Source organism: Bacillus thuringiensis (assembly GCF_022095615.2).
GTDB lineage: Bacteria > Bacillota > Bacilli > Bacillales > Bacillaceae_G > Bacillus_A > Bacillus_A cereus_AG.
Genome location: NZ_CP155559.1, coordinates 3333806 through 3353882 on the forward strand (window position 1 = coordinate 3333806; position 20077 = coordinate 3353882).

The following is a 20077-nucleotide window of genomic DNA, read 5'->3' on the forward strand; positions in this document are numbered from 1 at the left end:
TTTACCTTAAACCACAACTTTATGTTACACTATTTCCTTTTATTTTTAAATAGTATATAACATTAAAGAATAAATGACATACTACTAAACACAATAAAAAAGCAGACATTTCGCCTGCTTTAATTCTCCTCAATCTGCTTTTCACTTAATCCTAGATGTGTTCTAAGCGTATTACTCAAACTCTGTAGATCTTTTTTATTAGGGTTATAGTAATATACACGTTGCCCATTTGGACCATTAGGTAAATACAAATCATCACCAGCTAATTGAATTTTTTCAACTGAACCGTTTAAACCGTACTTATAAAAAGATAAAATATCATCCATTACTAAGTTTGTTTTAAAATCACCGTCAACCGCCTCAACCATTTTTTCTAGTTTCGTAATCGAACCTACACTTTTTAATTTACTTAACATCGCTTCAATAACAAGCTGTTGGCGCTGACCTCTCATTGCATCACTATCAATATGACGCGTTCTTGCCAGTGCAAGCGCTTCTTCCCCTGTTAATTTTTGTAGTCCTTTTTTCAAATGGATTGCGTCAGGTTCATCTTTACTATTTTGCTCCGTAAATTCAACTGGAACATCTACTTCAATCCCATCTAATCCATCAACAATTTTAGTAAATGCATTAAAATTAAACTTCACAAAATAATCAACAGGTACTTGTAATAATTTTTCTACCGCTTCCACTGAAGCTTGCGGTCCTCCATCTTTACCATTTTTAACGAAACCACTTCCATATGCATGCGTTATTTTATCTTTTTTCTTTTCAACTGGAACATATGTATATGTATCACGTGGTATGCTCGTTAATTTCACTGTCTTATTATCTTTATTAAAAGTAGCTAGCAAAAGCGCATCTGTATGAAAAGCACCATTATACTCCTTTTGTCGTTCTTGATTTTCATCAATTCCCATAATTAAAAGTGAAACATTATTTGCAATTGGTTTTACGGCTTTCTCACGTAAATTTGATTTTTCACCACGCGCTAAATTAACATTTGATTTTTGTACGAGATTAGAAGTTTTCATATATACGTAAGTACCATATCCAACTCCGCCAAATAGTAATATTGCTAACAATATACTTATTATCGTTGTCTTCTTATATTTTCGTTTATTTTTCTTTTCTCTTGAAGAAGAGTGATTCTCCATATGTTTTCCTCCGTTTTCTATTCATCTAATATATTTTTCAATTTTTCATAATTAGCGCTTTCCTTTTGAAATGTATTCTCTTTCAATCCTTTGTTTATTTGTATCCATTCGGTCGTAATCGAATATTGAATCATACCCTCGTGGAAACTAAGGAATTTTAGCATAATCCCTGTATTTTTCTCTACAACCATTTCAAATTTCCCTCTTAAATCTTCAGATGTACTTACAGGCATTTCTATATTTATTGTCCCTTCTATTTTGTAGCAATCAAGTCCAAGATACTTCGTTTCTTTATAATTCCAATCTTTATATCGAATTAATAGATCAGTAAATTCTGATTGAATACTATACTTCGCGAATCCCACATATTCATCATCATATCTTTTTTTCTCACCTGATTTTCTCAATAACCTTTCCGTAGGATTTAATTTTAATAGTTCATTGTTTTTTTCTTTCGGGCTCCATTTTGTCTCTTTATATGTATACTTCTCATCATCAAATTCTTTTTTCTTGCCCTCGTTATATATAATTGTTCGTTTTTTCGCTAGTTTATCTTCTTTCGAAGAAATACCACTTTGTCCCTCCGTATCAATCGCATATTTGTATGTTGTAGCAATTCTTGACGAGCTAGAATATTCCTCAAATTGTCCTGAAATATTTTTAAAATGATCAATGGAATCCAACATTTTTTCTTGAATCTTTTCTTTATCTGGATAATTCACATTCGATTTTACTTCCTCTTCATTTTCATAATCAGAAAACGTCTTTTTCTTTACATATTCAAATACTCCACCATTTTGAGCGAAAATTTGATCAGAAAACTCCGACATAGACACAATTGAAAGTGCTAGAACCGCTGCACTTATAACCATCATATAAACTCTGTAACCTTTCTTTTTAACCGGAAGATTATGTAGTGTACCATTAATCTTTTCATTTAACTCTGGCGGCACTATAACATTCTCTTCTTTTATTCTCTTTTTTAATTTCTCATCAAATAATTTTTCATCATCCATCCTTTGCACCCCCTATTCCATCTTTAATCGCTTTTGCAGTTGTTCCCTCGCACGTGACAATCTCGATTTCACTGTTCCTTTTGGTATTTCTAAAAGCTTGGCAATACTTTCTTGATTCATATCTTCATAATAATAAAGCACCGTAACAGCTCTTAATTCTTCATGTAACGATTGAATCGCATTACACAAATCTATATCTTCATACTGATCACACGCACTCATATTGTAATCATTCTCTTCTGTCACAATTACCTTTTTATATGTTCTAATAATATTGTTACACTCATTCATTAAAATTCGAATTAACCAAGTTTGAAAAAACTCTTCTTTTTTTAATTTTTTTATATTTTCATAGGCTTTTAAAATTGTTGCCTGTATCGCATCCTCTATATTTGTCTCATCACGTAACATAGCCTTTGCAATACGATACATCTTCACTTTTTCTGTATGTATAAGCGCCATAAACGCTTCATGATCACCTTTTTTCGCTAAGGAAACATCCGTTTCTTCTTTTACAATCATTTTATATAAAGGGATTACTTTCACAATCGCTCCTCCTGTTTCATCCTCACTTCAAATTTAACTTTACATGTATTAGACGGATGGGCCTAGAAAAAGGTTCATTTTTTTGAATATTTTCACAAAAAAGATAAACATTCTTCATGTTTACCTTTACTCAGATGTAATTCTAAGGAAATATCCATCTGGATCTAGAACTTTAAATCCCCTCATCTCCCATGGGTAAGTTTGAATTTCTTCTTGTATTGTGCACCGCTTCTCTTTACAACGTTCATATACGTCTTCAATCCGATTGACAACAATAATTAGTTCAAAACCATTCCCCTTCATTTCTTTTCGATCGTAAAAATAGTGATTTTCATTCAATCTTGAATCACTAACTAGTAATAAAGAGAACTGGTCGTGATTAAAACGTGCTCCATGCATACCTTTTTTATACAGCTTTAAACCAATTACTTCTTTATAGAACAATGCTGACTTTTCTATATCATTTACATATAGCTGCACCCGGAACAAATGATTCATTCGTTTCCTCCTCATCAAAAAAAGCCCACTGTTTCAGTGGACTTTCTACTTTACAACGGTAAATCCCTCTTCTTAAACACTACAATCGCTACGATGAAAATACAAAGTGCTCCAACAATTAAACCTATACTCACTGGCCATATATTATACGTTCCTTCAGCAATTTCTTTCGGACGAAATAGCGTAAATAATGATATATTTCTCATCCACTCTAACTTATCACTTAATTTACCTACCATATCTAATGCGAAAAATAAAATAGTTAAACTCGCTGAGTAGCTAAGTGCCTTTCTTTCGTCATTACATATACAAGAAAAGAAAAATGAATAAGCACTAACGACTAAAAATATGAGCCCTCCAACAACATTTATCTTCAGAAATAATTCTTTATTTAAGTTATTATCTTGTAGAAACCACTCTGCACCTACTATACCCGCTACATACGTAACAGTTACTATAATTAGTAGTCCCAATATGAGAATAGACGCTTGTGTAATAGCAATTTGCACTCTAGATACAGGCGTTGCGAGCAAGTATGCCATCGCCCCTTTATCTACATGACGAGCAATTAAATGCGTTGCAACTGTTACACAAAAAATTGTTAATATGATAATAAACAATAGACTATAATATTCGCCAGCTAAAAAATCCATTACGTTTTGAATCGGACTTTCCATGCCAACAATTTTTTTCACACTATCAGGCATTGCACTTATTAATTCATTTAATCCTTTCGCCGATACCATTGAAGGAAATATCCAAATTAACAACCATAGATATAGCGCTGCACCAGTTGCATAACTCAAAATACTTTTTTGTGTTTCTTTCAAACTAGCTAAAAACAATTGCTTATTCATGCTTTATCCCTTCTTTCTTATCGTAATAATGCATAAATAAATGTTCTAAATCCATTGCTCTCGTTTGAAGTGCCGTGACATTATAGTTTGACAGTGTTTGTAAAACAGCTTGATAATTTCCTTGTACAATAATCGATGCTTCTCTTCCTTTCACCGCTTCAAACTGCAAATTACATTGCGCCAGAGATTCAATCTCTTCTTGCGATGATACGGTTACATCTATTACCTGTCGTCTCACACTTTGTAAATCATGAATATTTTCAACCGTCACAAGACGACCATCTTTAATAATCGCTACTCGATCACACGTACGCTCAATTTCAGTGAAAATATGCGACGACATAAGAATTGTTTTTCCTCTTTGTTTTTCCTCTACTATTAAATCTATAAATACTTGCTGCATAAGAGGATCGAGTCCTGATGTCGGTTCATCTAAAATTAACACTTCCGGATCATGCATAAAAGCAGCAACAATTCCTACTTTTTGTTTCATACCTTTAGACATTTTTCGAATCGGTGTTTTTACATCAAATTGTAGACGTTCTATTAATTCATCTCGTCTTTTCGTATCCTTTAGCCCACGCATTCCTTGCATTAACTTTAAAAACTCTAAACCGTTCATTCCCTCTATAAAAGAGATTTCACCCGGTAGATAGCCAACTTCTCTTTGAATTTTTGCAGCATCTTTCCAACAATCTAATCCAAAAATTGTCGCTTTACCAGCTGTTGGTTTTATAAATCCCATTAAATTACGAATCGTTGTGGATTTCCCGGCACCATTCGGTCCTAAGTAACCGAATACTTCACCTTCTTTTACATCAAATGTAATATGAAACAAGCCTTTCCCATTTGAAAATTGTTTTGTGACATTTTGAACTGAAATCATAATTCCACCTCATTTTTTGAAATATTTAATATGTGATATTTCAAAATCATTGTACTCCTCATCTTTCATATCCGCAACAGATTTTTGAAATATTTATATGTCCATATTTCAAAAATATTGTTTCCCATTATTTTTTCTTGTATATTTTAATTGAGGTGATTGCATTGAACGGCTTTGAAAGAGTGAAAGAAAAGAAAAAACGTGCCATTAAAGAAGCAGCTTTCGTATTATTTTCAGAACGCGGATTTAATGAAGTGAAAATAGAGCATATTGCAAAGGAAGCAAATGTTTCTCAAGTTACCATTTATAATCATTTCGGAAGTAAAGACGCGTTATTTAGAGAACTTATACAGGAATTTATAACATCTGAATTTCAATATTATAAAAAACTTGCAGAAGAAAAATTACCTTTTCATGAGATGATGCAAAAAATGATTGTAAGAAAAATGAATACGGGCGGGTTATTCCAACCTGACATGTTGCTACAAATGATGCAAAGAGACGAAGAACTCAAAGAATTTATTTATAAGTATCAAAGCGAAAAAATCCTGCCTTGGTATATAGAAATATTAGAACAAGCACAGAAAAAAAATGAAATTAACCCTCACCTTACTAAAGAAATGATGTTACTGTACATTCAAATGTTCACTAAGTTAGGTGATGATTTTGGGGCACAGCTTCTTGAAAGAGATCGCGAAAAACATATACAAGATATCGTTACGATGTTCTTTTATGGACTGTCCGTCCCCCAAAAATAATTTTTCTAAAGAAGAAATAAAATCACAAAAAAGCCCTTTGGATATTTAATACTCCAGGGCTTTTTTCATGTCAAAAAAATGACTAAAACTAACTTTATCTTAACGAAGTTAAATGCTGCTGTATAGATAATACCTTATTATAAATTAACTCCTTTAGCATAACGGGCTGAATTGAGATAATCGTTTCACCGAAATTCAGAAAATAGTTCGAGATAAAATCAACTTCTTGTTTGTTAAAGTAGCCTGTTATAATGTAATTTTCATTTTCTTTTTGTATCTCCATGGATGGATAATTCTCTTTATCAAAAATATCTTTTCCTTTTTGATTAACAATGACAATAAAATCAGTTGCATCAGGTTTTCTATGAAAAGTAGTAAGATAACTTAATAATTCTTCAAGATTTTTTGGATTCGTATTACTTGTTTCCACAATAGAAAGAATTTTATCACATCTAATTATTTGAACATGATTTGTCTCAAAATTAAAGATTTTAGCATACCACTGACCAAATTTAGATTCTATTCGAATAAATTGGGCAACCAATGCTTTCTCCTCGTCTTTTTTTAAGTATATTAAATGATAAACTCGCTCAGCAAAAATCCCCTGTAAAATTTCTTTTAAGAACGGACTAAAATTACTATGATTTGTTACTTCAAAAGAAAGTGTTCGTTCCATAATTGAAATATTTTTACTCACATTATCAGGTAATACATGTTTAAATTTATTTTCAAGCGCCATACTTTCTATATTAAATGGTTTCGTCTTATATCCATTTAATGTAAGAATCGAAAAGTATAGCGCATACATTTCATCCACACTAAAATAAATTGGCGATAGCACACTATTTTCTATAATTTTATAACTTCCATTTCTACCTAATTCAGAATATATTGGTACACCTATTTCTTCCAATGATTGAATATCTCGCAACGCGGTACTTTTAGAAATATCATATCTAACCATTAAATCTTTTAAATTAAAATATCTTTTATTATTTAAGAAAATAAGCATATCATTTATTCGTTCCGTTTTTTTCATATTCCCCTCCCGAAAGATGTCATGTTTTGAAACCTTTTTAGTCTATATTATAATTATTAACTAATAAAGGAGTTATAAATTTATGAATTTAGAAATAGCTATTTTTCTTTCAATGAATGGGCAAGCAAGGGAGGCAATTAATTTTTATACACGTAATTTAGAAGCCAAGAAGTTAATGATTGTTACGTATGAAGAACTTGCGAAAAGAGATCGTTCTTTTAAAATTACAAGTGAAAATAAAGATCATATTGCTCACTCTGTTTTACAAATTGGGAATACAAAGCTAATGATAGCAGAAAATACAATGAATCCTAATGAACGTTATAACGTTGGAAATAACATGTCACTTTGCATTCAAAGCGCTAATTTAGAAGAAATACAAAGATTTTATAATAATTTAACTTCCGATAAGAACGTGAAGATACTCTCTCCACTAGAAAAAAATATATTTAGTGAAGCATATGGGATTATTGAAGATCCTTACGGCATACAAATTCAGCTAATGTATGACAAACGATTAAACTAAATAATTAGTCATATTCACATATTCCTAATAAAAAAGACACGAAATTCGTGTCTTTTTTATTTTATCCCGCTTTAATGGGCAGTAAGACCCCCACCTTAAAATGCAGCGAAAGCAAAGAATTTAAGTGGGGGATCAACTGCCCATAAAAGTCCGATTGGTTCAACTAATAATCAGTGGGGGATGAACAAAACCCCCACTGATTAAAGCTTCACTTTATAGGAATGACTCTACCCGTTTCACTACTTTCAATCGCTAATTGAATAAGTCGAATAACTTCTAAGCCTTCTTGTGCTGTTACAGGTGGTTTCTCACCATTTACAATACTATCTCTTACACCTTTATAATACATGTCATAACAGCCAATTTCTGTCGAAATACGTTCTAGCTTTTCTTCCGTATCTAAAGTAGCAAAGTTCTCTTCAGCGTCTACTCCATAACCGTTATCGCCTGGCTTCATTCCATTTGTTAATTGTTCTTCCTGTGAATCCATACCGTATTTCACGATAGAACCTTTATCACCATGCAGTGTAAAGTGTGGACCTGCTTGCTTTACGTAACTGCTACTATGTAAAATGACACGCTTTACTCCGTAATGAAGTACAACATGGAAGTAATCATCAATTTCTGCGCCTGGTCGTTGTTTGATTACATCTGCACTTATTGCATCTGGTTTCCCAAATAATGATAATGCTTGGTCAATTAAATGCGAGCCTAAATCATATAATATTCCTGATCCTGGTAAGTTTTTTTCTCTCCAGCGATCACGTACATTCGGGCGGAAACGATCGAAATGCGCTTCATATGCGTATAGATTCCCTATTCTATTTTCTTCTAACAATTTCTTTACCGTTAAGAAATCATTATCAAAACGACGATTATGATATACACTTACTACCACATTATGTTGCTCTGCTAATGAAATAAGCTCTTCTCCTTCTTCAATTGAAACAACAAACGGCTTTTCTACAACAACATGCTTACCGTTTAATATCGCTTCTTTTACATACGGGAAATGAGTTGTATTCGGCGAAGTAATGACCACTAAGTCAATATCAGCTCGCTTCACCAATTCATCAATCGTACTAACAACGTTAGCGTTCGGTAATGTTTCTTTTACTACCTCTTCTTTTGAAGATAGTACGGCACGAATCTCATATTCTTCTATCGTTTGTAATAATGGGATGTGAAATGTTGTACTAGAAAATCCAAATCCTACAATCCCTACACCTATTTTTTTCATGTTGTCCCTCCATTTATCCCGCTTTAACGGACAGTAAGATTCCTACTCAAAATTCAGTGAACGCGAGGGAGTTAAACGATAGAACAACTGCCCGTAAATGCCCGATTGGTTCAACTAATAATCAGTGGGATAAAGAAAATCCCCACTGATTAAAGTTTCATTTTATGAGAACGATTTCATTCAGTTATTATAACAAGACTATTGTTATGTACATAATAATTTGCCTAGAAAAAAACATCTTGCCATTATTCATAGCAAGATGCTTCCTTTATTCCGGTCGTTTTTTCGTCCACGTTTCTATAACTTCACCAGTATCGTTAACATCTAGTACTAAACTACCGTTACTATACCGGTCTTTATTTCGATACGCTTTCGGATCAATTTCTTCTACAATGTGTTTCTCAGTCTTCATATATACTAGTTCATCGTCTCGAACAATTTCAATACCGACAATACGGTATGGATTACGTTTTAACTCTTTGAAAATAACAAGGCCTCGCTTCGCCCTCGTTGATTTCTCAATTTCTGATGCTTTTAGACGTTTTACAGCACCTCGTTGCGTAACAAGAATAAGTTGATCTTTTTCACCATTTAATGGCTTACCAGAAGCGACATAATCATCTTCTTTTAAATTAATTGCTTTCACACCAGCGGCCCTTACACCGACTGGACTTACTTCATCTTCATGGAAAATAAGTGCATATGCACCATAGGTTGCAAGAACAATATCACTCGTTCCATCTGTTGCAAATATATCTACAACATAATCATCTTTTTTCAAATTCACAGCGACGAACGCTCTTGAATAACGCTGAACTTTATATTGGTTTAATTCTGTTTTCTTAATCATACCATTTCGTGTAACAAATACGATAAATCGTTTTTCTTCTTCAAAATTCGGTACGACGGTCGCCCAAATAATCATTTCATCCCGCTCGAGTGAAACGAGATTCGCAACGTGTTGACCTAAATCTTTCCAACGAATTTCTGGCATTTCATATACTGGCAGATATATATAGTTTCCTTTATTCGTAAATAATAGGACTGTCTCTGTCGTGTTCGTATCGAATCGCTCCAGTAAGATGTCACCCTCTTTCATACCGAAGTCTTTCCCGTTCGATGCATTATGTGAACGCCAACCTGTTCGTTTCACATATCCTTCTTTCGTTACAGTAACGATGACATCTTCCTGCGGAATCATCACTTCCACATCGATTTTAATTTCCTCAATTTGTTCTTCAATAATAGCACGGCGATCATCACTATATGTTTTCTTTACTCTCTTCAAATCTGTTTTAATAACTTGAAGAAGTCTTTTTTCACTTTGTAAAATTGACTGTAACTCTATAATCTTCTTAGTAAGCTCGTCTGATTCTTGTTCTAACGCCGTAATATCTGTATTTGTTAAACGATATAGTTGCAACGAAACAATTGCTTCTGACTGCGCTTCTGTAAATCCAAATTTCGTACTTAAATTATCTTTTGCATTACGCTTATCTTTAGAAGCACGGATTGTTTCAATCACTTCATCTAAAATCGATAATGCTTTCTTTAAACCTTCTACAATATGTTGACGATTTTCTGCTTTTCTTAATTCATATTGTGAGCGTCTCGTAACAACTTCTTTCTGATGCCCAATATACGCATCCAAAATCTTAGGTAGTGTCATAAGTGTCGGACGACGATTATTTATCGCTACCATATTAAAGTTATATGGAATTTGTAAATCTGTATTCTTATATAAATAATTTAAAATACCTTCGGCATTTACTTCTTTTTTCAGCTCTACAACGATGCGAAGACCTGTACGATCTGTCTCATCACGTACTTCAGCAATTCCATCTAGTTTTTTATCTAGACGCAATTCATCCATTTTTTTAACAAGGTTTGCTTTATTTACTTCATACGGAATTTCTGTAATAACGATTTGTTGCTTACCACCGCGGATTGTTTCAACTTCCGCTTTTCCGCGAATAATAATTTTACCTTTTCCTGTTTCATACGCTTTTTTGATACCATCAATCCCTTGAATAATACCACCTGTCGGGAAATCTGGTCCTTTCATAACTGTTAATAAATCATCAACCGTACTATTCGGCTTATCAATACGCATCATCGTCGCATCAATTACTTCTCCAAGGTGATGCGGAGGAATTTCTGTTGCATAACCAGCTGAAATTCCTGTCGATCCGTTCACTAATAAATTTGGGAACATTGCCGGTAATACAACTGGTTCTTCACTCGTATCATCAAAGTTTGACACAAATTCTACTGTTTCTTTATCAAGATCACGTAATAACTCAGATGCGATTGGTGATAAACGGGCTTCTGTATAACGCATTGCCGCTGCTGGATCGCCATCAACACTACCATTATTACCATGCATTTCAACTAAAACATTACGTACTTTCCAAGTTTGACTTAAACGTACCATCGCCTCATATACAGAGGAATCACCGTGTGGATGGTAGTTACCGATAACATTACCAACTGTTTTAGCTGATTTTCGAAATGCTTTATCATGTATATTTCCTTCTACATACATAGAATATAAAATACGTCTTTGTACAGGTTTTAGACCGTCACGCGCATCTGGAAGCGCGCGATCTTGAATAATATATTTACTATAACGTGCAAAGCGGTCACCTAACACGTCTTCAAGCGGGAGGTCATGAAACTTCTCTGCCTGCATGTTATTCCACCTCCGTCTCCATAATCATTTCATTTTCTAAAATATTTCCTTCTTCTTGCATACCAAATTGTACATTTCGTTCGATCCATTTACGGCGAGGTTCTACTTTATCACCCATCAATGTCGTAACTCGGCGCTCCGCTCTTGATGCATCGTCAATTTTCACACGAATCAACGTACGCGTTTCAGGATTCATAGTTGTTTCCCATAATTGATCGGCATTCATTTCGCCAAGTCCTTTATAGCGCTGCAGCATGTAGCCTTTACCGACTTTTTTTGTTACACCATCTAATTCTTCATCAGACCATGCATACTCTATCACTTCACTCTTACCTTTTCCTTTACTTACTTTGTATAAAGGAGGAAGTGCAATAAATACTTTGCCAGCTTCGATAAGTGGTTTCATATATCTGTAGAAGAACGTTAGTAACAATACTTGAATGTGCGCACCATCTGTATCAGCATCGGTCATAATTACAACTTTATCGTAGTTAATATCTTCAACAGCGAATTCATTCCCTACACCACCGCCAATAGCGTAAATGATTGTATTAATTTCTTCATTTTTAAAGATATCAGCAAGTTTTGCTTTTTCTGTATTGATTACTTTACCACGTAACGGTAATACCGCTTGGAAACGTCGGTCTCGACCTTGTTTCGCGGAACCACCAGCAGAGTCACCCTCTACTAGGTACAGTTCATTTTTTTGCGGGTTACGTGATTGTGCTGGTGTTAACTTACCACTTAATGTACCTTCTGATTTCTTTTTCTTTTTACCAGTACGTGCTTCTTCTCTCGCTTTACGAGCAGCCTCACGTGCCTGCGCTGCTTTAACTGCCTTTCTCACAAGAAGTGTAGCAACATCCGGGTTTTCTTCTAAGAAGTAAGCTAAATGCTCAGATACAATTGCATCAATTGAAGAACGAGCTTCACTTGTACCAAGTTTCCCTTTCGTTTGCCCTTCAAACTGAAGTACTTCTTCTGGTACACGTACAGAAACGATAGCCGCTACACCTTCGCGAATATCTGTACCTTCTAAATTTTTATCTTTTTCTTTTAATAACGATACTTTACGAGCATACTCATTGAACACACGCGTCATTGCTGTTTTAAATCCAGCTTCGTGTGTTCCCCCATCTTTTGTACGTACATTATTTACAAACGAAAGAATGTTTTCTGAATAGCCATCGTTAAACTGGAATGCTAACTCTGCTTCAATTCCGTTTTGTTCACCAGTGAAGTATACAACCGGATGAATCGAATCTTTCTCTTCATTTAAGTATGAAACGAAAGCTTCAATTCCTGTTTCATAATGAAAGACATCTTCTAAATCATTACGTTCATCTTTTATCGAGATTTTCATTCCTTTTAATAAGAATGCAGATTCACGTAATCTCTCACATAATGTTTCATAATTGTAATTTGTTGTACTGAAAATAGTTGTATCTGGTTTAAAATGTATTGTTGTACCAGAATCTTTCGTCTTCCCGATCTTCTCCAGTGTCGTTGCAGGAATACCACCATTTTCAAAGCGTTGTTCATAAATATTTCCGTCACGTTTAATCGTCACTACTAACCATTCTGACAAGGCATTTACAACTGATGCCCCGACACCATGTAAACCACCACTTGTTTTATAGCCACCTTGACCAAACTTACCACCGGCATGAAGTACAGTTAAAATGACTTCAGGTGTAGGTTTCCCAAGTTTATGCATTCCCGTAGGCATTCCTCGCCCTTTATCAATAACGCTAATACTATTATCTTTATGTATTACGACAGAAATTTCGTCGCCAAATCCCGCTAACGCTTCGTCAACGGAGTTATCTACTATTTCATATACTAAATGATGCAATCCACGGCTATCCGTACTCCCGATATACATACCCGGGCGTTTTCGAACGGCTTCAAGTCCTTCTAACACTTGAATTGCATCTTCATTATATTGGAACTGATGCTTCGCCAAACTCCTTGCCCCTTTCCTAATCAAATCAGAACATATGTTTCTATTATAGAATAACGCCTCGACTATAGTTTTGGCAAGTTATCTTATCTCTTTTATATACCATTTTCAATAGAAAAATCCTTGTTTTTTCACAAGGATTCCTCTAGGCTACTATTTCAGAAAAATAATCGTTTGTCAACGAGAAATGGATATGTATGCCAAGATTATACATTCCAAACCTTTATCATGATCCAAATGATCAATATCCAAAATGGGATAACAAGTAACAATCCCCAAAAACAGCCTTTAAAAAATCTCATGATGAACACCTCGTTCATCGGCCCTATTTATCTATAACGAGGGCTGAATCAATCTTTCTCTTTTTAAAACCTATACTATTTTGTCATCGCATGTTCTACTTTAATACAACGATCCATTATTACAGTATAGCCTGTTTCTTGCAAAAATTTATATGTATCTTCATCTTGTACTCCTAATTGTGCCCAAAAAACATCTGCATCAATCTCTACAAACTCTTTCGCAACATCCATTAAAAATTCTGAACGGCGGAATACATTTACAATGTCAACATGTTCCTTAATATCCTTTAGTGAAGCAACTGCTTTTTCTCCAAGCACCTCATCTACTGTTGGGTTTACTGGAATAATGCGATACCCAGCATCTTGCATTGCTTTTGAAACCATATACGACGTACGTTCTGGCTTATCCGATAATCCAACAACTGCAATCGTTTTGCTTTTCTTTAATACTTCACCAATTTCCGTACGAGTTGGGTTTTCAATTGTCATAATTTATCCCTCCTATTCCTTTAGTATAGCCGATAAAGAAAGTCTCTTTCAATATGAAAGAGACTTTCTTTTATTTCGATTATTGATTCTTTGTAGCTGAGTTATCTGCTAAAGTAGCTGTTTTCGTCATTTTTTGACCGTTACGATAGAATGTAACTTCTACTTTCTCGCCTACTTTTTTCTTTTCATATAAATATTTACGGAATTGAAGTGAATTTTCTACTTTTTGATCATCTAATGCTACTACAATATCATATTGCTCTAAACCAGCTTTTTCTGCAGGTGATATTGGGTAAATTTTACCTAATACAACGCCATTTGTTACTTCTTTAGGTACTTTCAATTGATTTACCGCATAAGCTTGCACATCTTCTAATGAAACAACACCTACTCCAAGAGCTGGACGTTTCACTACTCCGTCTTTTTCAAGTGATTCAATAACTGGTTTTGCGATATTAATTGGAATAGCAAATCCAATCCCTTCAACTTCTTGTTGTGCAATTTTACTTGAATTAATCCCAATTATTTCACCGTTTTGGTTAAATAAAGCACCACCACTATTACCTGGGTTAATCGCTGCATCTGTTTGGATAACTTGCGCTTGCCAATCTGGTCGTTTATCCCCATCAATATCTACTGGAATTTCACGTTCTTTACTACTAATAATACCTTCCGTTACACTTCCATCAAACCCTAGTGGATTACCGATTGCAATTGCTTTTTCACCAGCACGGATTTTACTTGAGTCACCTAAAGTGGCAACTTTATTTACATTAGACCCGTCAATTTCGACAACAGCTAAATCTAACCAAGGATCTTTCCCTACTAGTTTTGCATCTACTTTTTTACCATCACTTAATTTTACAGCAAGTTTATTTGCTCCATCTACTACGTGGTTATTTGTTACAATATATGCTTTATTTCCTGCTTTTTTATAAATAACACCTGATCCTGAACCAGCTTGTTGTTCTTGGCCTGTTGGTTGCATTGCAAATGGATCAATGCTTTGTTGCATATTAATCACACCTACAACAACATCTTTCGCGCCTTCAATCATACCAGGTAAATCAGTTTCATTTTTTGCTTTATTGACAACAGGAACTACAGTACCTTCAACTTTTGAATCCGAACTGAATGATGATACAGCCGCTCCATTATTTTGAGCCCATGGCATATATGGTGCCGCAAAACTAATTGAAACAGCTCCAACTACTGCTCCGACTAAACCTGTGAAAAAATAACCTTTTTTGCCGCCTGATTTTCTCACTTCTCTCGTTTCACTATGCTCTTCATTTAAATTCGGTCCGTCGTAATATCCCATGTTTTATTTCCCCTCTCTGGTGAATTCGTACTTTCAGTATAGTCACAGTTTGTGTCCTTCTTGTGAACTCATCGTGAAATCCAATTAAAAAAATACTCTTATCTATCATTGTAGACAAGAAAAGTATTTTTTGTACATTCCACCTACAAAAGAGAGTATAAATTTGCTATATCCCAAAGCCAAATTACATAGTAATTTACCGAAAGAATTCTCCTTCCAGAGGCGCGTGAAGGGCGATAGCCCAGCGGTAGGTGGACGATGAATTTCGGTTCGGCATAGCCAAAAACTTTTGATAAACTAGCTATATGAAGTTCTTTGATAACTTGATATATAAGGTTGCAGGAAGAAAATAGCGTGCGAAAACCAAGCCATTCGGTTCTTGCGTAAAATATCAACCGTATAAAGAAAACTTTCTAACGTTGAACATCTAGGGATTGGATGCCCCGAAGTAACGCTCAGGGAGATGAAAGGTTACTTTCGTCGTGGAACTGAGAAGCTCCCACTTCAAGCTCTACTAAGTGGTGAGTCGTTCACAGGTTATTCTTCAAATTTATAACCAACTCGAATAACAGTACCGATATGCTTCGCTTTATCTCCTAGCTTATTTCGTAGTTTTTTAATATGAGTATCAACCGTTCGGTCATCACCGTAGTAATCATATCCCCATAACTGATCTAATAAATGTTGACGTGACAACACAATTCCTTTGTTCTCCATTAAATAAACAAGAAGTTCAAATTCCTTATGTGTCAATATAATTTCTTCTCCATCTACTAACACCGTTCTAGATAGACGATTTACTTCTATTCCAGCTAAAGACATAACATTTTCTTCTGCTACTCCTACCACGCCATCCGCACGTTTCAATAACGTCTTCGCGCGGGCTACTAACACTTTCGGGCTGAAAGGTTTCGTTACATACTCATCTGCACCTAATTCGAACCCTAGTAATGTATCATCCTCATCTGAACGTGCTGTTAGCATAATAATTGGTACCGCTGATTCTTTTCTAATTCGTCTACAAACAGACCATCCATCTATTTCAGGTAACATAATATCTAACATAATTAAATCAATTTCATGTTCTGCAAATAATTCTAACGCTTTTTTCCCGTCTTCTGCTTCAATTACTTCAAAGCCTTCATTACGAAAATAATCACTAACGATTTCACGTAATCTTCTTTCATCTTCAACAAGCAATACTGTTTTATTCATATAATCTATCCCGCCTTTTTACTCTTTCAATCGAATAATACGTTGATTGGAGCTTCCGCGAAATGGAAGTGTTAAATCTTTTTTCTCGATTTCAAATCTTCCATCGACTAAAACATCCCCATAATGTAACAACTCTATCATATCATTATTTTGAGAACTCTGTATCTCTTCTAACGTATAACCTGTATACATCCATAGATTTTTTTTCAAATCTTTCACTGCTTTTGCTACTTTTTTCACTTCAGCAGCTTGAAAAAATGGATCTCCACCTGAAAATGTTACATCAGTTAATGCATTACTTGCAATCTCTTTCACAATTTCTTCTACTGTCATTTCAGTTCCATTACAAATATTCCAAGATTTCGGATTATGGCAGCTGAAACAACGATGCGGACAGCCCGCAAAAAATACGACTGTCCGCAACCCTTCTCCATCTACTACACTATCATGAATGATGTTCATCACTTTCATTTATGCTTCACCCGATCCATCTCTTCACTACGTTTCGCACTATTCCACTTCGACATATCACCTACAAGATAACCTGTTATACGGCGAATTCTTTCTATATTAGCCTCATCTTCATTTCCGCAGCTTGGGCATTCATTGCCAATAACTCCGTGGTAACTACAGCACTTACAACGGTCAACTGGATGATTAATTGAACCGTATCCAATACCATGATCTGCCATCGCTCGTACAATTTGTTTTAACGCCTGTTTGTTATGCATAGCTGCTCCGTCTAGTTCAATATACGTAATATGTCCCCCGTTACATAGGGCGTGGAAAGGTCCTTCTAAACGAATTTTATTTATCGCTTGCATGTTATAGTAAACTGGGATATGGAATGAATTCGTATAATAATCATGGTTCGTTATACCGCTAATCACACCAAATTCTTCTCTATCTTTTTTCACAAACTTCCCTGATAACCCTTCTGCAGGAGTTGCAATTACTGAGAAATTCAGTTCATGTTCTTCCGTCGCTTTATCCATTCTATCTCTCATTAAAGAAATGATTTCATACCCGAGTTTCCATGACTCTTCATCTTCTCCATGATGCTTTCCTGTTAAAGCTACTAAACACTCCGCAAGACCGATAAAGCCAAGACTTAACGTCCCTTGCTTTAAAATGGATGCTACAGAATCTTCAGGATGTAACTTTTCTCCACCGCGCCATACACCTTGTGAATATAAAAACCGAAAATCTCTTGCTCGCTTCGTACATTGATACTCAAATCTCTCTAATAATTGCTTAATTCCTAAATCTAAGTAATAATTTAACGCTTCAAAAAATGCTTCTTTTGAACCACTAATTAACGCTAATTTCACTAAGTTGATAGACGTAAATGATAAATTCCCTCTTCCAATCGCTGTTTCTTCTCCATGTATGTTAGACATAACACGGGTACGACATCCCATGTAACATACTTCACTTTCCGGTCGTCCGTCATAATGCACTGCATTAAATGGCGCATCTAAAAATGAAAAGTTAGGAAATAATCGTTCAGCCGTTGTCTCTAACGCTAATTCAAATAAATCATAGTTCGGATCACATTCTTCAAAGTTCACACCTTTTTTCATTTTAAAAATTTGAATAGGAAAAATTGGTGTTTCCCCTTTACCAAGACCAGCTTGTGTCGCTTTTAAAAGTTGTCTAACTAATAACCGTCCCTCTTTTGATGTGTCTGTTCCATAGTTAATAGAAATAAACGGTACTTGTCCCCCACCCCTACTGTGCATACTATTTGAATTATGAACGAAAGCTTCACACGCCTGATACGTATCATTTTCTGTTTCTTTCCATGCAAATTCTTCTATTTGTTCTTTCGTAAGCGGATATGACTCTAATCGTTTCTTATGTCTCGCTACTGTTTTTCTCACATATGGAGCTAAATCAATATCAAAGAGTGCAAATGATTGACCACCGTGCTGCATATTTTGATTCGCCTGAAAAATAATTGACGAAAGAGCCAATGCACTTTTAATGTCTTGCGGTTGTCTCATATGCCCATGTCCGGTATGAAAACCGTTCGCAAGCATCTGCGCTAACGGAATTTGCGAACAAGTCGTCGTTCCTGTCGCATAAAAATCTAAGTCATGTGGATATAATATATTTTGATTTATCGCTTTTTTCACTTGATCTGACAATAAATTTTCAACTGCATAATATTTCGCACTCTCTGATGCGAACGTTCCCATTACTCCCATCGGAGAGCGGCCATCTACATTTGCATTTTCTTGCATTAAATCTTGCTCACTACCGTGGACAATCGTCTCAAACACTCTCATTAATTCTTCTCCACGTACATTTCGTTGTAACATTTATAACCCTCCACCAATATGTTGTTGTCTTTTGATTAAAATGTTACTACATATAGTCTTGGTGTTTATGTGAAAAATGTAACATTCCTGTGAAATTTTTTTCACGAAATAATGAATTTTTCATTTACAAAAAAGAAATGTGCTCTTTACAAATGTATGGTACAATATACGGGAAAAACTCTTTTTACCCTTTATCAACACATTTGAATAAAGGAGACTGAACTTATGGTTACTACATATCTTTTATTTATCGTTGCCTACTTACTTGGCTCGATTCCATTCGCACTAGTCGTTGGAAAAATCGGCTACGGAATCGATATTCGTGAGCACGGAAGCGGTAATCTAGGCGGAACAAATACATTCCGCACACTAGGGAAAAAAGCAGGTTTTATCGTTACAATTGCTGACATTTTAAAAGGTACATTAGCAACAAGTCTACCGATTATTTTCGGATTAGATGTTCACCCACTATGGTTCGGATTAGCAGCTGTTCTTGGACATGTGTATCCGATTTTCGCGAAATTCCGTGGTGGTAAAGCTGTTGCAACTTCTGCTGGCGTGCTATTATGCTACTCTCCAGTTGTTTTTGCAATATTAGCTGTTGTCTTTTTCAGCCTTTTATTTACAACAAGATACGTATCACTTTCTTCTATGGTAACAGCCGTCGTTGCTGTTATTGCATCCATTGTTAGCGGGGATAAAATCTTCATTATTGCGATGTGTTTATTAGCAGGTATGGTTATTTATAAACACCGTGCAAATATCGGACGAATTATAAATAAAACTGAACCGAAAGCAAACTTTTCAAAAAAGCAAAAATAAGATCGTAACCCACATAACGCAAAAAGAAAACGTGAAGCATATTAATAGCGTCTTTTTGCGTTATTTTTTATACTAAAGAAAAAGCAACATAATTTGGAGGAACTATACATGAATCTTTCCGTAACAAAAGAAGCAGCACAATGGTATAAAAACGAATTAAACTTACAATCGGGTGAAACACTACGCCTTTTCGTACAATACGGCGGTTGCAGTACTGTGCAAAAAGGACTTTCTTTAGGTATTCGTAAAGATGACCCTGCACATCCTGCTGTTCAAACTCAAGAAGAAGGTATTAACTTCTTTATTGAAGGCGATGATGAGTGGTTCTTCGATGGACATAATTTAGCTGTTACATTTAACGACGGCGATGATTTCCCGCAATTTAATTATGAAAAATAAAAAAAGCGTGGCTTCTGCCACACTTTT

19 protein-coding genes are annotated in these 20077 nt (G+C 35.0%); 4 read left to right on the top strand and 15 right to left on the bottom strand.

Features of this window, described 5'->3' with window-relative positions:
- Positions 1–119: 119 nt before the first annotated feature.
- The 6 genes from KZZ19_RS17290 to KZZ19_RS17315 form a co-directional block, all read right to left on the bottom strand.
- The gene (locus KZZ19_RS17290) at positions 120–1157 is read right to left on the bottom strand and encodes an LCP family protein (RefSeq protein WP_237980638.1); all 1038 of its coding nucleotides are present in this window, start codon (positions 1155–1157) and stop codon (positions 120–122) included.
- Between the two features lie 17 nt (positions 1158–1174).
- Positions 1175–2173 (bottom strand): anti-sigma factor, encoded by a 999-nt coding sequence (locus tag KZZ19_RS17295; protein WP_237980636.1) that lies wholly within the window; start codon positions 2171–2173, stop codon positions 1175–1177.
- A 12-nt stretch (positions 2174–2185) separates the two neighbouring features.
- Positions 2186–2719, bottom strand: a complete 534-nt coding sequence (locus KZZ19_RS17300) for a sigma-70 family RNA polymerase sigma factor (protein WP_088097282.1) — start codon at positions 2717–2719, stop codon at positions 2186–2188.
- Between the two features lie 126 nt (positions 2720–2845).
- A complete protein-coding gene (locus tag KZZ19_RS17305; RefSeq protein WP_237980634.1) occupies positions 2846–3217 on the bottom strand; it encodes a VOC family protein in 372 nt (123 codons plus the stop codon).
- A 50-nt stretch (positions 3218–3267) separates the two neighbouring features.
- Positions 3268–4074, bottom strand: a complete 807-nt coding sequence (locus KZZ19_RS17310) for an ABC transporter permease subunit (RefSeq protein WP_088097284.1) — start codon at positions 4072–4074, stop codon at positions 3268–3270.
- Entirely contained in the window at positions 4067–4960 is an 894-nt protein-coding gene (locus tag KZZ19_RS17315) for an ABC transporter ATP-binding protein (protein ID WP_237980632.1), read from the bottom strand. Before KZZ19_RS17315 ends, KZZ19_RS17310 begins: the two co-directional genes overlap by 8 nt.
- A 137-nt stretch (positions 4961–5097) precedes the next feature.
- Here KZZ19_RS17315 and KZZ19_RS17320 point away from each other — a divergent pair, with 137 nt between their 5' ends.
- Entirely contained in the window at positions 5098–5718 is a 621-nt protein-coding gene (locus KZZ19_RS17320; RefSeq protein WP_237980630.1) for a TetR/AcrR family transcriptional regulator, read from the top strand.
- 94 nt (positions 5719–5812) lie between these two features.
- Here KZZ19_RS17320 and KZZ19_RS17325 read toward each other — a convergent pair whose 3' ends face one another.
- A complete protein-coding gene (locus tag KZZ19_RS17325; protein WP_237980628.1) occupies positions 5813–6757 on the bottom strand; it encodes a helix-turn-helix transcriptional regulator in 945 nt (314 codons plus the stop codon).
- Between the two features lie 82 nt (positions 6758–6839).
- Here KZZ19_RS17325 and KZZ19_RS17330 point away from each other — a divergent pair, with 82 nt between their 5' ends.
- Positions 6840–7283: a VOC family protein gene (locus KZZ19_RS17330; protein WP_098342918.1), complete on the top strand. Its 444-nt coding sequence runs from the start codon at positions 6840–6842 to the stop codon at positions 7281–7283.
- A gap of 208 nt (positions 7284–7491) precedes the next feature.
- On the opposite strand, the gene KZZ19_RS17335 is transcribed toward KZZ19_RS17330, so the two are convergent.
- The 8 genes from KZZ19_RS17335 to KZZ19_RS17370 form a co-directional block, all read right to left on the bottom strand.
- Entirely contained in the window at positions 7492–8523 is a 1032-nt protein-coding gene (locus tag KZZ19_RS17335; RefSeq protein WP_237980627.1) for an oxidoreductase, read from the bottom strand.
- Between the two features lie 268 nt (positions 8524–8791).
- Entirely contained in the window at positions 8792–11215 is a 2424-nt protein-coding gene (gene parC / locus KZZ19_RS17340) for a DNA topoisomerase IV subunit A (RefSeq protein WP_088097290.1), read from the bottom strand.
- Between the two features lies 1 nt (position 11216).
- Complete coding sequence (gene parE, locus KZZ19_RS17345; protein ID WP_088097291.1) at positions 11217–13181, bottom strand: DNA topoisomerase IV subunit B; 1965 nt, start codon at positions 13179–13181, stop codon at positions 11217–11219.
- A 374-nt stretch (positions 13182–13555) separates the two neighbouring features.
- On the bottom strand, positions 13556–13969 hold the full coding sequence (locus KZZ19_RS17350) for a CoA-binding protein (protein ID WP_088097292.1): 414 nt from the start codon (positions 13967–13969) through the stop codon (positions 13556–13558).
- A gap of 79 nt (positions 13970–14048) precedes the next feature.
- Positions 14049–15290 (bottom strand): S1C family serine protease, encoded by a 1242-nt coding sequence (locus tag KZZ19_RS17355; RefSeq protein ID WP_088097293.1) that lies wholly within the window; start codon positions 15288–15290, stop codon positions 14049–14051.
- Between the two features lie 537 nt (positions 15291–15827).
- Positions 15828–16505 (bottom strand): response regulator transcription factor, encoded by a 678-nt coding sequence (locus KZZ19_RS17360; RefSeq protein WP_088097294.1) that lies wholly within the window; start codon positions 16503–16505, stop codon positions 15828–15830.
- Positions 16506–16523: 18 nt separating this feature from the next.
- On the bottom strand, positions 16524–16976 hold the full coding sequence (nrdG, locus tag KZZ19_RS17365) for an anaerobic ribonucleoside-triphosphate reductase activating protein (RefSeq protein ID WP_237980625.1): 453 nt from the start codon (positions 16974–16976) through the stop codon (positions 16524–16526).
- Positions 16973–18829: an anaerobic ribonucleoside triphosphate reductase gene (locus tag KZZ19_RS17370; RefSeq protein WP_088097296.1), complete on the bottom strand. Its 1857-nt coding sequence runs from the start codon at positions 18827–18829 to the stop codon at positions 16973–16975. The genes nrdG and KZZ19_RS17370 overlap by 4 nt, the downstream gene beginning before the upstream one ends.
- A gap of 225 nt (positions 18830–19054) precedes the next feature.
- Here KZZ19_RS17370 and plsY point away from each other — a divergent pair, with 225 nt between their 5' ends.
- Positions 19055–19651, top strand: a complete 597-nt coding sequence (plsY, locus tag KZZ19_RS17375) for a glycerol-3-phosphate 1-O-acyltransferase PlsY (RefSeq protein ID WP_000258967.1) — start codon at positions 19055–19057, stop codon at positions 19649–19651.
- A gap of 108 nt (positions 19652–19759) precedes the next feature.
- Positions 19760–20050, top strand: a complete 291-nt coding sequence (locus tag KZZ19_RS17380) for a HesB/YadR/YfhF family protein (RefSeq protein ID WP_001054448.1) — start codon at positions 19760–19762, stop codon at positions 20048–20050.
- Positions 20051–20077: the final 27 nt, after the last annotated feature.

Excerpts from the sequence above, each read along its gene's own strand:
- KZZ19_RS17290 (WP_237980638.1), bottom strand. The coding sequence starts at position 1,157 with ATGGAGAATCACTCTTCTTCAAGAGAAAAGAAAAATAAACGAAAATAT.
- parC (WP_088097290.1), bottom strand. The coding sequence starts at position 11,215 with ATGCAGGCAGAGAAGTTTCATGACCTCCCGCTTGAAGACGTGTTAGGT.
- KZZ19_RS17350 (WP_088097292.1), bottom strand. The coding sequence starts at position 13,969 with ATGACAATTGAAAACCCAACTCGTACGGAAATTGGTGAAGTATTAAAG.
- KZZ19_RS17315 (WP_237980632.1), bottom strand. The coding sequence starts at position 4,960 with ATGATTTCAGTTCAAAATGTCACAAAACAATTTTCAAATGGGAAAGGC.
- KZZ19_RS17305 (WP_237980634.1), bottom strand. The coding sequence starts at position 3,217 with ATGAATCATTTGTTCCGGGTGCAGCTATATGTAAATGATATAGAAAAG.
- KZZ19_RS17355 (WP_088097293.1), bottom strand. The coding sequence starts at position 15,290 with ATGGGATATTACGACGGACCGAATTTAAATGAAGAGCATAGTGAAACG.
- KZZ19_RS17330 (WP_098342918.1), top strand. The coding sequence starts at position 6,840 with ATGAATTTAGAAATAGCTATTTTTCTTTCAATGAATGGGCAAGCAAGG.
- plsY (WP_000258967.1), top strand. The coding sequence starts at position 19,055 with ATGGTTACTACATATCTTTTATTTATCGTTGCCTACTTACTTGGCTCG.
- KZZ19_RS17335 (WP_237980627.1), bottom strand. The coding sequence starts at position 8,523 with ATGAAAAAAATAGGTGTAGGGATTGTAGGATTTGGATTTTCTAGTACA.
- KZZ19_RS17295 (WP_237980636.1), bottom strand. The coding sequence starts at position 2,173 with ATGGATGATGAAAAATTATTTGATGAGAAATTAAAAAAGAGAATAAAA.
- KZZ19_RS17310 (WP_088097284.1), bottom strand. The coding sequence starts at position 4,074 with ATGAATAAGCAATTGTTTTTAGCTAGTTTGAAAGAAACACAAAAAAGT.
- KZZ19_RS17325 (WP_237980628.1), bottom strand. The coding sequence starts at position 6,757 with ATGAAAAAAACGGAACGAATAAATGATATGCTTATTTTCTTAAATAAT.
- KZZ19_RS17380 (WP_001054448.1), top strand. The coding sequence starts at position 19,760 with ATGAATCTTTCCGTAACAAAAGAAGCAGCACAATGGTATAAAAACGAA.
- KZZ19_RS17370 (WP_088097296.1), bottom strand. The coding sequence starts at position 18,829 with ATGTTACAACGAAATGTACGTGGAGAAGAATTAATGAGAGTGTTTGAG.
- KZZ19_RS17360 (WP_088097294.1), bottom strand. The coding sequence starts at position 16,505 with ATGAATAAAACAGTATTGCTTGTTGAAGATGAAAGAAGATTACGTGAA.
- nrdG (WP_237980625.1), bottom strand. The coding sequence starts at position 16,976 with ATGAAAGTGATGAACATCATTCATGATAGTGTAGTAGATGGAGAAGGG.